General features: G+C 35.5%; 12 protein-coding genes. 7 read left to right on the plus strand and 5 right to left on the minus strand.

All coding sequences use genetic code 11. The features are described 5' to 3' along the window. Positions 1 to 6 precede the first annotated feature (6 nt). From fdnG to ACGH49_RS07230, 4 genes are all read right to left on the minus strand, one after another. On the minus strand, positions 7 to 3075 hold the full coding sequence (gene fdnG, locus ACGH49_RS07215; protein ID WP_296302088.1) for a formate dehydrogenase-N subunit alpha: 3069 nt from the start codon (positions 3073 to 3075) through the stop codon (positions 7 to 9). 268 nt (positions 3076 to 3343) lie between these two features. Then, a complete protein-coding gene (plsB, locus tag ACGH49_RS07220; protein ID WP_411588824.1) occupies positions 3344 to 5770 on the minus strand; it encodes a glycerol-3-phosphate 1-O-acyltransferase PlsB in 2427 nt (808 codons plus the stop codon). A gap of 327 nt (positions 5771 to 6097) precedes the next feature. Next, entirely contained in the window at positions 6098 to 6862 is a 765-nt protein-coding gene (gene aroD / locus ACGH49_RS07225) for a type I 3-dehydroquinate dehydratase (protein WP_411588825.1), read from the minus strand. A 110-nt stretch (positions 6863 to 6972) separates the two neighbouring features. Beyond that, complete coding sequence (locus tag ACGH49_RS07230; protein ID WP_065560865.1) at positions 6973 to 7845, minus strand: shikimate dehydrogenase; 873 nt, start codon at positions 7843 to 7845, stop codon at positions 6973 to 6975. Positions 7846 to 8029: 184 nt separating this feature from the next. Here ACGH49_RS07230 and ACGH49_RS07235 point away from each other — a divergent pair, with 184 nt between their 5' ends. The 4 genes from ACGH49_RS07235 to radA all read left to right on the plus strand — a co-directional run bounded on the left by ACGH49_RS07235 (position 8030) and on the right by radA (position 13210). After that, complete coding sequence (locus ACGH49_RS07235; protein ID WP_065560866.1) at positions 8030 to 9373, plus strand: Na+/H+ antiporter family protein; 1344 nt, start codon at positions 8030 to 8032, stop codon at positions 9371 to 9373. Positions 9374 to 9410: 37 nt separating this feature from the next. Beyond that, positions 9411 to 10700, plus strand: coding sequence for a 16S rRNA (cytosine(967)-C(5))-methyltransferase RsmB (gene rsmB / locus ACGH49_RS07240; protein WP_411588827.1), 1290 nt, complete (start codon positions 9411 to 9413; stop codon positions 10698 to 10700). A gap of 146 nt (positions 10701 to 10846) precedes the next feature. Continuing rightward, on the plus strand, positions 10847 to 11821 hold the full coding sequence (gene serB / locus ACGH49_RS07245) for a phosphoserine phosphatase (RefSeq protein ID WP_034913517.1): 975 nt from the start codon (positions 10847 to 10849) through the stop codon (positions 11819 to 11821). Positions 11822 to 11830: 9 nt separating this feature from the next. Then, positions 11831 to 13210: a DNA repair protein RadA gene (gene radA, locus ACGH49_RS07250; protein ID WP_296300414.1), complete on the plus strand. Its 1380-nt coding sequence runs from the start codon at positions 11831 to 11833 to the stop codon at positions 13208 to 13210. 99 nt (positions 13211 to 13309) lie between these two features. Here the strand turns inward: radA and ppnN are convergent, their stop codons facing one another. Next, positions 13310 to 14686, minus strand: coding sequence for a nucleotide 5'-monophosphate nucleosidase PpnN (gene ppnN, locus ACGH49_RS07255; protein ID WP_411588830.1), 1377 nt, complete (start codon positions 14684 to 14686; stop codon positions 13310 to 13312). Between the two features lie 364 nt (positions 14687 to 15050). On the opposite strand from ppnN, the gene ACGH49_RS07260 reads away from it, so the two are divergent. The 3 genes from ACGH49_RS07260 (at position 15051) to ACGH49_RS07270 (ending at position 18213) form a co-directional block, all read left to right on the plus strand. Further along, positions 15051 to 15779: an outer membrane protein gene (locus tag ACGH49_RS07260; protein ID WP_065606186.1), complete on the plus strand. Its 729-nt coding sequence runs from the start codon at positions 15051 to 15053 to the stop codon at positions 15777 to 15779. Between the two features lie 440 nt (positions 15780 to 16219). Then, a complete protein-coding gene (envC, locus tag ACGH49_RS07265) occupies positions 16220 to 17383 on the plus strand; it encodes a murein hydrolase activator EnvC (protein WP_411588832.1) in 1164 nt (387 codons plus the stop codon). Beyond that, positions 17383 to 18213, plus strand: a complete 831-nt coding sequence (locus ACGH49_RS07270) for a divergent polysaccharide deacetylase family protein (protein WP_411588834.1) — start codon at positions 17383 to 17385, stop codon at positions 18211 to 18213. Before envC ends, ACGH49_RS07270 begins: the two co-directional genes overlap by 1 nt.

Raw genomic sequence — 18213 nt, forward strand, 5'->3', positions numbered from 1 at the left:
CCCATCTTATGCCGCTGTAGTAACTTTTTCGATATTGACTAAGAATGATTTATATTCTGGTGTTTGTGAATTTGCATCACCTAAATGTGGCGTCAATTCATTAACCAAAAAACCTTTCTTTGTCTGACCTGTGAATCCCCATACTATTGGGATTCCAATAGTTTCGATCTCTTTACCATCAACTGTTAAAGTTGGAAGACGTTTAGTCACAACTGCTTTAGCTTTAATATAACCTCGATGTGAAGTGATTTTAACCGTATCACCTAATTTGATTCCTTTTTTGAGGGCAAGATTTTCACTTAACTCAACAAATTGCTCAGGTTGAGTAATTGAAGCTAGCCTTGCATGTTGCGTCCAAAAATGGAAATGTTCAGTGATACTATAAGTGGTACCAACATAAGGAAATTCGCTAGCATTCCCTAAGCGAGCCAAATCTTCTTTAAATGCGCGAGCTACAGGGCTGCTGACTTGATTTGGATGCAATGGATTATTACTAATAGGTGTTTCAAACGGTTCATAGTGCTCTGGGAATGGCCCATCGACTAACCGATTTAAACAAAATAACCCACCTAAACCATCATTATTCATGATAAAAGCACCTGCCCCACTACTTGGTGGTAATGTTGCTGTAAAATCAGGTACATCATTGCCTACCCAACTTGAGCCATTCCATTTTACTAAAACTCGTTTAGGATCCCATGGTTTACCATTTTCATCTGTTGAAGCTCGGTTATAAAGTACTCGTCGATTCATCGGCCACGACCATGCCCAACCAGCATGAACACCTTTACCAGATGGATCGCTTGGATCACGCCTTGCCATTTGGTTACCTTGTTCTGTCCAACAACCACAGAATATCCAAATACCCGATGAGGTTGTACCATCTGCTTTTAATTGTGAAAAACCACTTAGTAATTGACCTTTTTTAAGAATAACATTGCCATTTTCGTCGGTTATATCAGCAAGTGCTCGTCCATTATAATCTTTGGCTAATTCCTCAGCCGCTGGGCCTTCTGGCTCCTTATAATCCCAAACTAAGTTTTCAATTGGCTCGTAATAAGCACCACCTTCTTCAGCATACAGCTCTTTTATTCTCAAAAAGATACGCGCAATAATTTCAGGATCATATAAAGCTTCATAAGGCGGTCTTGCTGCTGCCCAGTGCCATTGTAGCCAGCGAGATGAGTTAACTATTGTACCGTTTTCTTCTGCAAAACAGTTTGATGGCAATCTAAATACTTCGGTTTGAATTTTGCTAGAATCTACATCATTAGATTCGCCATGGTTTTTCCAAAACTCAGCTGTTTCTGTTGGCATTGGATCAATGCTCACCAAGAATTTTAAGTTAGACAAACCTTCGCGAATACTATTTTTATCGGGAAGTGCAGCAAGTGGGTTAAAGCCCTGACAAATAAAGCCATTGGCTTGACCATCACGCATCATTTTGCTAAATCTTAAAACATCGTAGGTTTTATCCCATTTAGGTAACCAATCAAATCCCCAATCGTTATCTTTAGTCGATTTATCACCGTACATTGATTTCATAAAGCTGACAAAGAATTTTGGATAATTCCCCCAAAAATTCACTTCGCTTGGACCAAGTGGTTTTGGTGTTTTTTCATCTAGGTACTGAGTAAGTGAAACTTGAGAATCTTTTGGTAAATCAAGATAAGCAGGCAGACGATTTGATAATAAACCAACATCAGTTAAGCCTTGAATATTTGAATGTCCACGTAGTGCGTTAATACCTCCGCCCATTACGCCAATATTGCCTAAAATAAGCTGAATCATGGCAGCAGTACGGATAATTTGTGATCCATAAGTATGCTGAGTCCAACCTAATGCATATAAAAATGTGGCTGCTCTATTGTTAGTTTTAGTGCTAGCAAGTGAGCGGCAAACATGCAAAAAACCTTCAATAGGACTTCCCGTTATTTTATTTACCATTTCGGGTGTATAACGTTTGACATGCTGTTTTAATAGATTCCATACACAACGGGGATGACTTAACGTTTTATCCCGAAGAGCATACCCGTTGTCATCCTTTTGATATGCCCAACTTGTCTGATCATACTGTTTGGTATCAGCTTCATAACCACTAAATAGCCCTGTAGCTTCATCAAAATTAAAATCATCACGAACAATTAGGCTTGCATTACTATGAGTAACTAAGTAGTCAAAATTAACTTCGTTATTGCTAATAAGATAATTGATAATACCAAGTAGAAAAGCAATATCAGAACCTGAGCGAATAGGTACATACAAATCAGCCACTGAGGCTGTTCGATGAAAACGAGGGTCAATGGCAATTAGTTCAGCACCATTATTAATTTTTGCTTCTATAGCCCATTTAAAACCAACCGGATGAGCTTCAGCCGCATTTCCCCCCATTACGATAACAACATTAGCATTTTTGATATCATTCCAGTTGTTAGTCATGGCGCCGCGACCAAAAGTAGCCGCTAAGCTAGATACAGAAGGACCATGACAAACTCTAGCTTGGGTTTCAAGGCTTAACATACCTAATGCGCGAGCAACTTTGAACGCTAACCAACCTGTTTCATTACTAGCTGCTGAGGTAACAAGCCAGCCTGTTGTTGTCCAGCGATTGACTGTTGTGCCTTCCGCATTTTTTTCAACAAAATTTTTATCTCGATCAGCTTTCATTAAACGAGCAATACGATCAATGGCTTCATCCCAACTTATTTGTTGCCATTTATCTGAACCAGGGGCACGATATTCAGGATATTTAACTCGTTGTTCACTTTTTACATAATCCAGAACACCTGCACCTTTAGGGCAAAGAGAGCCTCGACTAACAGGATGATCGGGATCTCCTTCTACATGGAAAATAGACGATTCGGCATTTTTAGCCCCATCGCCACGGCTATATAGCAACATACCACAGCCAACAGAGCAGTAAGTACAATTATTTCGAGTTTCTTTTGATTTCAATAATTTATATTGGCGAGTTTGAGCAAGCGCTACATTTGGAGAAAAACCAAGCGTAGCTACCGTTGTTCCAGCCATACCACCAGCACAGATCTTAAAGAACTGTCTACGGTTAAATAGCATATGGACTCCTTAGAAAGCTGACATTACTTTTTAATTTATTATATTGGAAGCGATTAACATCCTTACTAATTGTAATGATAATCTTTAATTAAATGAAAATAAAGGAAAAAACGAGGAAGAATGACAAAAATTTGATGTGTATCAAAATTTATACAAAATAATTATTTTTATATGAATTTATTTTTTATCCTTACTTTTGAGCTCATTTATAAATGTAAGGTTGTCCATTTGGATAAATGGACAAAAGGGACTAAATATCCTTGTTATTTTATTGTTTAACTAAAGGATTAATTTCGTCAATAGTTTGCATTACTCTTGTAGTTATAAGTGGTTTGAGTATTGCATTCATTTTTTCAATTTTTACTAGATTAGTGCTATTTAAGTCATCTAAATAACCTTGTTCTCGCAGTGATGCAACTAATATTGAAAATACTCCTTTATCAAAGAATTCAGGAGCATTAATGCCATGTAAGACAGACAATCGCTCAGCAATAAGTTGAGCCTCTTTTTCAAGTGTCGCACGGCTAACAGTTGGATCTTTTTGTAATAATGAAAACGCAATAGCATAACGTTGTAGCGTGTCTCTGGATGATGAAGCCAATAATTGTAATCCTGATATTTTTAAACTGTTGACTGTTAATTTGTCGGATGAATAGTTGATTAGGCTTAATTCGGCGTATGTTTTAATAATTTTATTCACATATTCAGTGAGTTGCTCTTCATTATGATAAAGAAATAGTTCTGATTTGATTAAAGGAAAAAGTAGTTTTACTTGATCTAAAATTTCGCCAGATGAAATTTGGTTCTGTTTGAGTAAAATTCTGGCTACGATAGCAGGAATAATCAGCAAATGTTGAATGTTGTTACGATAATAAGTCATTAAAACCGCTTGTTCGTCTGTCAGACCAACAATTTCGCCTGCAGCATCGGTTGTGATAACAAATTTTCCCATTTCTTTTGCATGTTCAAATAATTCTTGCGCTGTTAGATCTGGAACTGTGATCAAATCTGAATAAGGAATGTTTTTTAAAAATTTTAATAGGTTATCAATAAAATCTATTAGTTTAACTTTGGTTAGTGCTCGTTGATCTGCGGCCAATAGTATTGAACTACATAAATTTATAGCATTAATTGCAGCAGAACAATTGATGCGTTCCATTATTTTTTTTGCGAGTAAGTTGGTTGTTGGTGTTAACCAACTAGGGCGCTGTGTACCAGTTGGTTCAATTTCGTTTCGCCAATCAGGAACTTGTTGATTTAAAAACTGATTCAAAGGTATAGGTTGGCCAAAATTAACATAGCCAAATCCTAATTTTTTTAACTTGAAAAATGCTTTAATTGTTTGCCATAAACTTTCTTTTTCTTTTTTTGCACCGCGTAGTTCATTGGCATAAGTTGCGACTTCTAAAACATGTTCATAGCCTATATAAGTAGGAACAATGGTAATTGGTCTAGCATCTCCTCGTAACAGAGTCTGGATAGTCATCATTAACATGCCTGTCTTAGGATCGAGCAACCGACCTGTACGTGAGCGACCTCCTTCAATAAAATACTCAACAGCATAACCACGGATAAATAGTTCTGCTAAATATTCACGAAAAACGGCAGTATATAGCTTATTTGCTCTAAATGAACGGCGAATAAAAAATGCGCCAAGTCGTCTAAAAATAGGACCTGCTGGCCAAAAGTTCAAGTTAATACCAGCAGCAATATGGGGGGGAACTAATCCTTGCTGATAAAGCACATAAGATAATAATAAGTAATCCATATGGCTACGATGACAAGGAGCATAAACAATTTCATGTCCGTTTTGCGCAAGCTCACGAACTGGATCTGCGTTTGTTACTTTAAGACCTTGATAAAGCCTATTCCATGCCCAAGTGAGCACAAAATCAGTTATTCTTAACATACAATAAGAAAAATTAGCGGCAATTTCGTTTAGCATTACTAAAGCATTTTTTTTCGCTTTATCAATATTAATATTTTTGCTTTTAGCCTCTTCTTGTATTGCTTCTGACAGTCCAGGATTATTTAATAATTTATTAAGCATTTCTTGGCGAACGGGTAGCTTTGGACCTACAGATGCTATTCTTTGTTTTGAAAAATGAATACGTGCTACGCGAGATAATTTATGTGCCAACACTGAAAGATCTTGTTTATCGGCATGAATATCTTTAAACGAAACAGTACGAGAAAAGCGTGTATAACAGTCTCGGCCTGATGTTATTATTTTTAATAATTTACTGGGCGCACCGAGTACTTGTAGTGAAAGTTTTTTTTCCCCTTCTTTATCGGGGCGTCGTCCAAACATGACCGAAGTAGGTAACATCTGGATATCAAGAGCATGATTTTGTTGATGTGCAGAAATATAATCTCTCAATATTTCAATTGTTTTATTTTTTTGCTGGTTAGATGCAAAAATACCAGGTTTTTTATCGATATAGATATAAGCGGGAATAACCTTACCATTAATATCTATGCCAACTAATGGATCAGGTAAATTATATTGCAAACACAGGGAACGAATCACCATCAAATCGATTTGAGAGTTGTAAGGTAATACGTATAGAACTGGTTTGTTGGTATCTAGGTTTAATTCTGTTATTGGATCGGTAGGAATTGGTTTACTTTTAACAAAAAGTTTCACCAAAATCTGGATCAGAAAAAAATAAACTTTAGTCCACCAAGAAAACATAAAAAATAAACCTCATACATTTTTATTAATTATCCACATCCAATTAAATAAATTATATTTTTCACCTTTTAACCAAACCGAAAAAATGGATTTTCGATTAAAAAAGATACTATTTTTAGTCTAAAAAAGCACATAAGAAGTATATACTTGTTACCGCTTAACTATTAGTAAATTTGCACAATATTTAGCACTATGCAAGTGGTAGATGAAAACAACTTATATAATGATACGCAAGTCTAATATAAAGATTTATTGATATCAACTCCATAGATTTCTTTGTTTTTTGTCTTGTGCAGTCAATAGATTAATACAATGATTTCTGAAGTATTAACTGTGACTTCGATATAATGCGTCTAGGATATATCGTAATTGTTTGACATCTAATTGACCTGGTGCCGATGCATTTTTAGCCGCTCCAAAGGTCATCGCTGAACCAAATGTCGAGCCAGCAATACGGCTAACAGCTCCAAGCCCAGCCATTGACATAGTAATAATCGGCGTTGTTGAGTGTTTTTTTTTCATTTCTGTGGTAGCAGCTAACAAAGTTAATACATCATCCTCGGTGTTGGGCATAACAGCAATTTTGGGAATATCTGCGCCAAGTTCTTGCATTTTTTTTATTCGATAGACAATATCGCTCTTAGATGGCGTTTTTTCAAAATCATGATTTGATACCACAACAAATACCTGATGTTTGTGTGCGACATTGATAATATTTTTTACATAGTCATCACCAATAAACATCTCAACATCAATTAGATCGATAAGCCCGCTACAAGCCATTTCTTTATTCAATTGGATATAAGATGTTAATGGCCATGGCTTAGCTCCACCTTCGTTTGCGGTTCTAAAAGTGAATAAAATAGGTTTATTTGGTAGTAAATCTGCTATTTTTTTAGCGACTAACTTTACAGTATTAAGATTATCAACGTGGATAAAGTGATCTACACGCCACTCTAAAACGTCAAAATCAATTGATTGTAAAAACTGTACTTCATCAATTAATTCTGCTTCGGTTTTACCGATAATTGGCACAATAATTTTGGGTGCACCTGAACCGATTTCAAGATTTTTGATGGTAAGTGTTTTCATTTTGTATCCTGTTAGCTAAAAATTCCGTTAATAGACCATAATTTTATCTGGTTTTAATTTTGTATTAAATAAAACAGTAGCATGCAGTCATTAGCATAAGAAATTATTTATTAATCATTAAAACCCATTTGCTCTTTCACATATTCAATAGGGGCATCTTCGCCTGTCCAAATTTTTATTTGAGCTGCACCTTGCCATAACATCATGCCAATACCATTTAATATTTTACAACCTTGTTGCTCAGCTATTTCAAGTAGTTTTGTTTTACGCGGACTATAAATACAATCTGTAACAACAAGATCGGGGGTTAACATTGTTGGATCTGTAATTAAGCTTTTTCCTTCTAACGGTTTCATTCCGACACCTGTTGCATTGCAAAGTACGACACTATCTGAAATTTCTTTGCGTAGTTGATCTTTATCGGCCAGATCGATAACGCGTACATAACATTGAGTATTTTGATTTAATTTTTTCGCAATAGCTTCTATTTTTGTATAGCACTCATCCTTTTGATTAAAGACAGTGATCTCTTTTACGCCATCAAGAGCAGCTTGTACAACAATGGCCGTTGCAGCCCCTCCAGCGCCTAGAATGGTTATTTTTTTGCCTATCACATTAATGTTGGCTTCTTTTAGCATACGCATGTAGCCCATTCCATCTGTGTTATAGCCTGTTAAAACACCATTATCGTTTGAAATAGTATTACACGCACCACTCATTTCCACAGCAGGTGTTAACTTATCAAGGTATTGGCAGACTAGTTGCTTGTTGGGCATAGACACGGCACTGCCACGTAATCCTAATGCTCGAATTCCTTTAATTGCGTCAGGGAGTTTTTTTTGGTCAACTTCAAATGCTAAATAAACATAAGGCACCTTTAGTTTAGAATAAATGGTATTTTGCATTTGAGGGGATAAGCTATGGCGAATAGGGTAAGCCATTAAACCAATCAATAGAAAATGTCCGTCGATGTTATTTCTCATTAGCAACTCTCCATAATAGCCCTACTGATTAGTAAGGGGGTATTTTTAGAATTCTTTATTAGAATATTTTTAATTTTATATATATTTATATATAGATGAAAGAGTGAGTATACACTATCGATTGCACTTTCAACATCTATCACCTAGAATAATAAGTTTTCGTCTTAACTAAGAATCTATTTTTATGAATACAGTGCTTGATTTGTTTTCTTCAATAAATGCGGTTGTAGTTGCGGTAATTTGTATGTTAATTTTATCTCTTTGCCGTGTTCATGTCGTTATTAGCTTAATAATTGGCGCATTTGTTGGTGGGCTATTTAGTCATTTATCGTTAAAAGAAACCATTGATGCATTTAATACTGGGATCAGCAATGGAGCTAATATTGCGCTTTCTTATGCTATGTTAGGTGCGTTTGCTGTGGCAATATCGAAATCTGGCTTACCCGAATTATTGGCTGATAAAGCTATTAAGCAACTTACATCAAGCGATGCAAAAAAACGTATCAAGTGGATTTTGATTGTTATTATTGGGTTAGTAAGTATTTCATCGCAAAATGTTATTCCTATTCATATTGCTTTTATTCCGCTTTTAATTCCACCGCTTTTATACGTAATGTCCCGTTTACAGCTTGATAGAAGAATGATTGCTTGTATTATGACATTTGGATTAATTACGCCTTATATGTTTTTACCAGTAGGATTTGGGAATATCTTTTTAAATCAAATTTTATTAAAAAATATTACCGCATCAGGAATGGATGTTAGCCATGTAAATGTAATGCATGCAATGGCAATTCCTGCATTAGGCATGTTTGCTGGTCTATTATGGGCTATTTTTGTTAGTTATCGTAAGCCTAGAGAATATAAAATTATTCGTGGAGAGGCAAATCAAGATGCTTTAAAAGATGTGAATAAGCGTTCTCTTATTGTTTCATTATTGGCGATTGTTCTATCTTTTACTGTTCAACTTTATACTGGTTCAATGATTTTAGGTGCCTTAATTGGTTTTATTTGCTTTATTGTGTCGGGTTCGATTAAATGGGGCGAAGCTGATGGCGTTTTTACGGACGGCATCAAAATGATGGCTATGATCGGGTTTGTAATGATTTCAGCACAAGGTTTTGCCGAAGTGTTAAAACAGACTCATGAAATAGAACCTTTGGTTATCAACAGTGCAGCATTATTTGCTGGTAATAAAGTGATTGCAGCTTTTGTGATGATGCTAATTGGGCTGGTTATTACATTAGGTATTGGATCTTCATTTTCGACAGTCCCTATCATTGCTGCAGTATATGTCCCACTTTGTGTACAACTCGGTTTTTCACCAATTGCCACCGTATGCTTAATTGGTGCATCAGGTGCGATTGGTGATGCGGGATCGCCGCCATCAGATACTATTTTAGCGACCTCAGCAGGGCTAAATCATGATGGACAACATGACCATATTCGCGATAGCGTTATCCCAACATTTACCCATTTTAATATTCCATTATTTATTGCTGGTTGGGTTGGCTCGTTAATTTTATAAGTTAATCCAATTAAATGAATTAAGGTCGTTATTCATTATGAATAAAAAATCATCCCAAAATATTAGAGCTATTTGTGCGCAAGCTATTTTTAATGTGCTAGAAGAAGGACAGTCATTAAGCGCTACATTGACAACTTTAAACCACAAAATAGCCGATAAAGATAAGGCGTTAGTACAAGAAATCTGTTTTGGTGTGATGCGAGTATTACCTGAACTCAATTTTTATATTCATACTTTGATGAGTAAAGTGTTAACGGGTAAAAATAGAATTTTACATGACCTATTGTTAGTGGGTATTTACCAGATTCTTTATACCCGTATCCCAGCACATGCGGCAGTCGGTGAGACAGTTAATGCGGTCAATACTCTCAAAAAAACACAGCTTAAAGGGGTTGTAAATGGTGTATTGCGTGAGTTTTTGCGCCAACAAACATCATTACAACAAAAATTTACGCAAGACAGCAAGCAACAAAACCAGCAAACATTACACCCAAGTTGGTTGTTAACACGCCTTAAGCAAGCCTATTCAGAGCAGTGGCAAGCTATTGTTCATGCTAATAATCAAAAACCACCAATGTGGTTGCGAGTTAATCTTAACCAATATTCAGTAAGTGATTACCAACAATTACTTGCTGAACAACAAATTGAGTCTGATAGCTTTCCAGAGTTACCTAGTGCTCTGCGATTATTGTCACCTGTCAATGTAAATAAATTACCCTGTTTTGATGGGGGTGCTGTCACGGTACAAGATCTGTCTGCTCAATATGCCGCTTATTTGTTAGCACCGCAAAATGGCGAGTATATTTTGGATATGTGCGCAGCACCTGGTGGTAAAACCACACATATTTTAGAATTTGCTCCAAAAGCACAAGTTTTAGCGGTGGATATTGAGCCTAGCCGAGTGAAGCGCATTCACGAAAATTTAACTCGATTAAACTTACATGCCGAAGTTAAAGTTGGTGATGGATTAACCCCAGAACGATGGTGTGAAGGGCAACAATTTGATCGTATTTTACTTGATGCACCTTGCTCTGCAACAGGCGTTATTCGCCGTCATCCAGATATAAAATGGTTACGCCGAGATAGTGATATTGCCCAATTAACTGAGCTACAACATGCAATCTTAACTAATATTTGGTCTTATTTAAAAACTGGTGGTACTTTAGTTTATGCCACTTGTTCAATTCTACCAGACGAAAATAAATTACAAATTGAGCGTTTTTTACAAGAAAACACCAGCGCCAAATTACAAGGTGAAATTAAACAATTTTTACCTACTGAAAATGGTGGTGATGGTTTCTTTTATGCAGTATTTAAGAAAGTATAATTTTCCCTTTTATTTTTGTTAAAAAGTTTCAGGTAACTATGTGTTTAAGTATAAAAAACTAAAAAAATTACACAATCCTAATTTGGACAATCTTTAGTAGTTGTGATAAATTTTGGGCTTGTTTTATCTTATAAAGATGTTCAGATATGGCTTATACTCTCACCTACAATGATTTACCTGAAAATATCCAACATTGGCAAGGTTTACCACTGTCATTAAATGGCTGTGAAGTGGTTCCTTTAGATTATAATGCAGGTAAAACAGGCTGGATTATTTATGGTAAAAAGTTAAATAAAACAGTCTTATCAAAATTCCAAGATCAACTTGCTATGCCAATGGTGATTGTTTCATCATGGAAAATCAAAACTTATCAGATTGTTCGTATTGCAGGGGTGATACCTAAAAAAGCTAAATCGATATCATTAGCATTAGGTATTGATGTTGCCCCAATCGATAATTTACCCACGCTACGCTCCCCGGGGTTACTTGTTATGGACATGGATTCGACAGCGATTGGCATTGAATGTATTGATGAACTGGCCAAATTGCATGGTGTAGGGCAGCAAGTTGCAGCGGTAACTGAACAAGCTATGCGTGGTGAACTTGATTTTGCCACAAGTTTGCGAAAACGTGTGGCAACCTTAAAAGGGGCGCATCAAGCTATTTTAGATCAAGTTAAAGATAATTTACCACTTACTCCTGGGCTTACTTATATAGTAAAAGAACTGCATAAAAAAAATTGGCATGTTGCTATTGCCTCAGGCGGTTTTACCTATTTTGCGGATCATTTAAAGCAAAAGTTAAAATTAGTTGACGTTTATGCTAATGAATTAGAAATCAAACATGGAAAATTAACTGGTAAAGTTTCTGGTCAAATTGTTGATGCAAAATATAAAGCAAGGACATTACAACAACTAGCAGCATCGTTGGAAATTCCCATTGAACAAACTGTCGCAATTGGTGATGGAGCCAATGATTTGATGATGATTCGTATTGCTGGTCTAGGTGTTGCTTATCATGGTAAACCTAAAGTTGTCGAAAAAGCACGAATTAGTATTAATTATGCAGATTTAACAGGTTTATGGTGTATTTTATCCACTAGTTTATTAAGTGAAGGTTAGGAGATTAAATTGGCAAAAGCAGTGAAACGTGCTTATGTTTGTAATGATTGTGGAGCAGATTACCCACGTTGGCAAGGGCAATGTAGTTCATGCCATGCTTGGAACACCATTACCGAAGTTAGGCTTGCAAGTACCTCTTCACGTAACGACAGATTAACGGGTTATGCAGGTAGCGGGATTGGGCAAGCTAAAATTCAAAAATTGTCCGAGATCAGTTTAGAGGCACTGCCAAGATTTTCAACTGGTTTTTCAGAATTTGATCGTGTGCTTGGTGGTGGTGTCGTACCGGGGAGTGCCATTCTCATAGGAGGGAATCCCGGAGCAGGTAAAAGTACGTTGTTACTGCAAACCATGAGTAAACTCTCATCACAAATGAATACACTTTATGTTACTGGTGAGGAATCCCTCCAACAAGTTGCGATGCGTGCCCATCGATTAGGTTTACCTGTGGATAATATTAATATGTTGTCCGAAACCAGTATTGAGCAAATCTGTTTATTGGCTGAGCAGTCCAAGCCTAAATTAATGGTGATTGACTCTATCCAAGTGATGCACCTTACTGATATCCAATCTTCGCCTGGTAGTGTCGCTCAGGTTCGAGAAACAGCTGCTTATTTAACACGTTTTGCTAAAACAAAAGGCATTGCCATTATCATGGTGGGGCATGTTACTAAAGATGGCTCTCTTGCTGGTCCAAAAGTACTTGAGCACTGTATTGACTGCTCAATTTTATTAGATGGCGATGCCGACTCACGTTTTAGAACTCTACGTAGTCATAAAAACCGTTTTGGAGCAGTAAATGAGCTGGGTGTATTTGCTATGACCGAACAAGGTTTAAAAGAGGTTAGCAACCCATCAGCAATCTTTTTAAGCCGTGGAGATGAAATGCTACCAGGTAGTTCGGTAATGGTATTGTGGGAAGGTACTCGCCCATTACTGGTCGAAATCCAAGCGCTAGTCGATCACTCGATGTATGGTAATCCAAGACGTGTGACTGTAGGATTAGATCAAAATCGGCTTGCATTATTGCTTGCAGTATTGCATAGGCATGGGGGATTGCAAATGGCCGATCAAGATATTTTTGTTAATGTTGTTGGTGGTGTAAAAGTTACCGAAACAAGTGCGGATTTAGCATTGATTGCAGCACTTGTATCAAGTTTTCGCAATCGTCCGTTGCCACAAGATATCGTTATTTTTGGTGAAATTGGTCTTGGTGGCGAAATTCGACCAGTACCAAGTGGACAAGAACGTATCTCTGAAGCGGCTAAACATGGTTTTAAAAAAGCAATTGTACCTATTGCCAATATGCCGAAGAAGAAGCCCGAAAATATGCAAATTTTTGCAGTTAAAAAAGTGTCAGAAGCACTAGATATTTTAGGTGATTTTTAAAAACCATATAAAATAGTAATAGTTAAAATTAATCCGCCAATAAGATTATCGGCGGATTAAAGTTGGATTCAATTTTATTAAATGGGTTAATATTATTGTTTAATAACAAATTTCATAACAAGGTTGATAAGCGCTTCCTCCTGGCAATTTCATTCGGTTTTGTTTAACAAAACTACGCAATAAATTATCAAGTTGCTGCATAATTTCAATATCACCTTGTAATTTGTATCGACCATTTTCGGCAATTTGCTTCATACCAAATTCTTTAACATTTCCTGCAACAATACCAGAAAACGCACGGCGCAAATCAGCGGCTAACAGCTCGACAGGCTGCTCACGATGAAGATTTAATGATGCCATATTAGCGTGAGTAGGTTCGAAAGTATGTTGTAATGATTCATCGATTTTTAATAGCCAATTAAACCCATAAGCATCACCTGTTTTTAAGCGTGAAGCTTTAACATGATTAACACCCTCTTTCATAATACGAGCTACTTGTTCAGGTGAATCGATAATAATTTGATAAAGTTTAGTTGCCTTATCGCCTAATGTACTACGAATAAAATTATCTATTGAAGCAAAATAATCTTCGCATTCTTTAGGCCCAGTTAAAATAAGAGGTAGAGTTTGGTGTTTATTTGCAGGGTTTAATAAAATACCCAGAATATAAAGCAACTCCTCAGCGGTTCCCGGTCCACCAGGGAAGATAATAATACCATGAGCCATTCGTACAAACGCTTCAAGGCGTTTTTCGATATCGGGCATAATAATCAATTCATTGACTAATGCATTAGGCGGTTCTGCTGCAATAATTGACGGTTCGGTCATACCAATAAAACGGCTTTCTTTATAACGCTGTTGCGCATGACCAACGGCAGCTCCTTTCATTGGTGCTTCCATAACACCTGGACCACAACCAGTACAAATGTTAAGTTCACGCAAACCAAGTTGCATGCCTACTTGACGAGCATAATAGTATTCATTTTCGTTAATCGAATGTCCACCCCAGCAGACAACCAAATTTGGCTCTTCACCCACATGGAGCGCATTGGCATTGCGTAAAATAGAAAAAACAAGGTTTGTAATATAAAACGAATGATCCCTTTCAAATTTGAAATCGGAAATAAGCTCTTTAACTGCACTGATTTGACTATTCAAAAAAAGAATATCGCGTAATACTGCAAACAAATTAGCTTGAATTGAACGAATAATCCGACCATCAACAAAAGCGCTTTCTGGAGCATTAACCAACTCTAACTTAACGCCTCGCTCTTTACTAATCACATTAATTTCGAAAGACTGGAATCTATCTAACAGATCTTTTGTATTATCGGTTTTACTACCTGCATTTAGTGTTGCTAACGAACAATTTCTATATAATTTATAAAGTTCGCTATTGGCAGATTTTTTCAGAATATCGACTTCTGCCTGAGCAAGTAGATCCATTGATCCTAATGGGCTAATATGGGTGATCATTACAACCTCGATTTGACTATTTTATCGGCAATGCTGACTATTATATACTTAAACTGGCTTAATAAGTAAAGTTGATAAATTATTCTTAATATTAAATTAACAGCTAAAAGTGATACAACAAAATCCAAGCTGAATTAAACTTACAAAAGTTTCCACTAAACTATAAGAAGATCATTTTTTAATTGGCTTTTTAATATCAATACGATTTGGTATTTAGTTATTTTTTCATATTTAAATTCTCTCTTACTTTTTGCTGTATTAACTTTGGGAGTATCTTTAATATTTAATGTGGATTTTCAAACGTGTCTACTTTATAATCATTGTTTATTAAATAAATAATGATTATAAAGGTGATGAAAAATAAATGAAAAAACTATTAATTACATTAACTACTTTTGCGAGTTTCTCAACTTTTTCTCATGCTGAAACAAATGGATTTTATATAGGTGGACAATTAGGGGTATCAGTGTTAAAAACGAATAGTTTCAAAAATACCTTGAATTATGATGGGTATATTTTGAATGATAATATCTTAGATTCCATGCATAAAACTAAATTAGCAGGCTCTTTAAATTTAGGTTACAACTTCTTTTCTGATTATGATGATGTTCCAGTGCGAGCGGAATTATCTTTCACACTACGTGGTAATGCAGATAAAAATGAAAATAGGTATGATATTTATGAGGAATATCATCTTCGTACTACTCAAAAAGTCAAAGTGCGCATGAATACACTAATGTTAAATGGTTATTATGATATAAATATTGATGACTTGCCAATTACCCCATTTATTGGCGCTGGAGTAGGCGTTGCATTCACTAAATTAGAAAATAATTATAAAGAAAAATATAATGTTTCTGTTGATGGTGTTGATTATGAACGTTCATTATCAAAGACGAAAACAAAGTTTGCATGGAATGTTGCTGCTGGTGTAGGTTATAAATTAAATAATAATATTGATTTAGATTTCACTGCCCGTTATGTAGATGCAGGTAAAGTAACGATTAAAGAGCATAATGAATACTATCGAACTAAAGCTAGCGGTAAGTTAAGTTCAATTGATTTATTAGCAGGCGTTCGTTATAACTTCTAATTAATAGGTTAAGTTGTAGGAAAACGTTGGATTGTTTACATGTCATAATTGAAATAACTCTTTAAAAATTTATAAGAATTTTTACTCGAAATTGCTTTATGTGGTTTAACTTTATTAAGACATAAACCACATATCAGGTATCTAATTTCAATTAAAAATAAAATCAATGTTGTAATAAATTCTTTTAAAGAAAATATATTATTCTTTCATAATATACGAATATTACTAGTATTGATGTCTAAATGTGTTGGTAACAAAAAAACAAAAATTAGCAATGTCAAAAATAAAATTATACGCACTTAATATAGTTTTCATCTTGCATCTTTACTTATTTATCTTTGTCGGTATAGTGACATTATGATTATTACTTGGTTATAAATTATAAATACAACGCCATGTCTATTTGTCAAAAAATTGTTATTATTGTTTTTATTGGATTAATGAAAATCAGTTTTTTGTATGCTGATGACAGTCAGCAACTTCAATCTTTACGTCGCTCTATAGAAGAACAAGAAAAGCGTTTAACGCAGCAAAAAAAAGAGCGTATAAAGCTAGTTAATGACCTTAAACAGCAAGAAACTGAAATAGCTAAGATTTTGACATCAATTGAAAAAAATAATTTGTCGCTCAGAAAACTCGATCAAGAAATTAATAATTTAGTTAAACAAATTAATATATTAACTACAAAACTAAAACAGCAACGAGCTGTATTGGCAAAACAACTTGAAAGTGCATTTAAGCTAGGCAACATAACAGGGTGGGAGCTGATGTTTTTGGGCGAGAAAAGTAGACGTAATGATCGAATAATTACTTATTACAGTTATATTAATCAAGCTCGTCAACAGGAAATTCAGAATCTTGAAGATACACAAATTCAATTGAGCGAAAAGAGAGCTGAGTTACAAAAAAAGCTAACTTCGCAAAAAATATTAAAAAGTAAACTGAAAGAACAACAAGTTGGGCTTGAAAAAAAACGTCAAAATCGTCAAAAAACAATAATTTCTCTTGAATCATCAATGCAAGTTAATCAACAAAAATTGACCGATTTGCGTAACAATGAGGCCAAATTACAAGCTAAAATTGCCCAAGCAGAAAAGGAAAGCCGGCGCATTGCAGAAGAAGAAGTAAGACAAGCAAAAAATATTGAAGAAAAGCAAAAGAATACAAGTTATACCCTAAATTCGGATGAAAAGGCGCTTATGGCTCGTGTAAGTGGGATTGGTAAACCTCAACATCAGTTTAATTGGCCTGTTGAAGGTAGTGTTGCGTATCGATTTGGTGAATCACTTCAAGGTGAACTTCATTGGAAAGGAATGGTGATTAATGCTAAAGATGGTACTCAAGTTAGAGCTATTGCTGATGGTCGAGTTATATTGGCAAGTTGGTTACAAGGCTATGGTTTTGTTGTAGCTCTTGAGCATGGTAAGGGAGATATGAGTTTATATGGCTACAATCAGCGTATGTTGGTTGAGGTGGGCGATAAGATCCATATTGGTCAACCCATTGCGTTGGTTGGTTCAAGTGGTGGACAAAATACACCTGCTTTATATTTTGAGATTCGTCGTGATGGTAAGGCGCTTGATCCAAGAGGATGGATAAAATAATGCGTTATTTTATCAATTTATTTTTTATCATATTTTTGACGCTAAATATCCAACATGCCTGGGCAGCAAAACTTGCAATAGTTATTGATGATTTTGGCTATCGACAGCATAATGAAGAGCAAATAATCTTATTTTCGCCTAATATTACTATTGCAGTTCTACCCAATTCTCCTAATGCTAAACGTATTGCAACTATTGCTCATGATAGCGGTAATGATGTGATCATTCACTTACCTATGGCTCCATTAGGTAAACAACCTTTGGAAAAAGATACTTTATTTCCTTCTATGAATGAAGCTGAAGTAAATCGAATTGTCACAAGTGCGGTTGCAAAAGTGCCTTATGCTGTTGGTGTTAATAATCATATGGGAAGTTTAATGACATCAAATCTTACCGGAATGACAAATGTTATGAAAGCATTAAGTCATTATTCGATGTTTTTTTTGGATAGTAAAACAATTGGTAAAACGCAAGTAAAAATAGCTGCGGGCGATTATAATATTCCAGTGTTAACGCGTGATGTTTTTCTGGATGATCAGCAAAAAGAAAGTGCTATTAGCCAGCAATTTGATTTGGCTGTAAGATTAGCACGCAAAAATGGCGTTGCTATTGCTATTGGTCATCCTTATCCTCAAACAGTTAATGTATTAAGGTCGAAGATTGCAAATTTACCTGTAGATATTGAGTTAACTAAACTTAGTCAATTGGTTATGCCAGTATCAATACCAGCTCAAGCGCCAGTTAAACATAAAGCTACGTTGAAAGATATTTTGGGGAAATGTAAAAAACGCATTGAGGAAATATCAAATTTTAAAATTGAAGAAGAATAG

The organism is Gilliamella sp. BG7 (genome assembly GCF_046635565.1).
In the GTDB taxonomy this organism is placed as follows: domain Bacteria; phylum Pseudomonadota; class Gammaproteobacteria; order Enterobacterales; family Orbaceae; genus Gilliamella; species Gilliamella apicola_P.

What these genes read in the sequence shown, in the direction of transcription:
- fdnG (WP_296302088.1), bottom strand. Translation starts at nt 3,075, where the DNA reads ATGCTATTTAACCGTAGACAGTTCTTTAAGATCTGTGCTGGTGGTATG.
- ACGH49_RS07235 (WP_065560866.1), top strand. Translation starts at nt 8,030, where the DNA reads ATGAATACAGTGCTTGATTTGTTTTCTTCAATAAATGCGGTTGTAGTT.
- rsmB (WP_411588827.1), top strand. Translation starts at nt 9,411, where the DNA reads ATGAATAAAAAATCATCCCAAAATATTAGAGCTATTTGTGCGCAAGCT.
- ACGH49_RS07260 (WP_065606186.1), top strand. Translation starts at nt 15,051, where the DNA reads ATGAAAAAACTATTAATTACATTAACTACTTTTGCGAGTTTCTCAACT.
- envC (WP_411588832.1), top strand. Translation starts at nt 16,220, where the DNA reads ATGAAAATCAGTTTTTTGTATGCTGATGACAGTCAGCAACTTCAATCT.
- aroD (WP_411588825.1), bottom strand. Translation starts at nt 6,862, where the DNA reads ATGAAAACACTTACCATCAAAAATCTTGAAATCGGTTCAGGTGCACCC.
- ppnN (WP_411588830.1), bottom strand. Translation starts at nt 14,686, where the DNA reads ATGATCACCCATATTAGCCCATTAGGATCAATGGATCTACTTGCTCAG.
- serB (WP_034913517.1), top strand. Translation starts at nt 10,847, where the DNA reads ATGGCTTATACTCTCACCTACAATGATTTACCTGAAAATATCCAACAT.
- ACGH49_RS07270 (WP_411588834.1), top strand. Translation starts at nt 17,383, where the DNA reads ATGCGTTATTTTATCAATTTATTTTTTATCATATTTTTGACGCTAAAT.
- ACGH49_RS07230 (WP_065560865.1), bottom strand. Translation starts at nt 7,845, where the DNA reads ATGAGAAATAACATCGACGGACATTTTCTATTGATTGGTTTAATGGCT.
- plsB (WP_411588824.1), bottom strand. Translation starts at nt 5,770, where the DNA reads ATGTTTTCTTGGTGGACTAAAGTTTATTTTTTTCTGATCCAGATTTTG.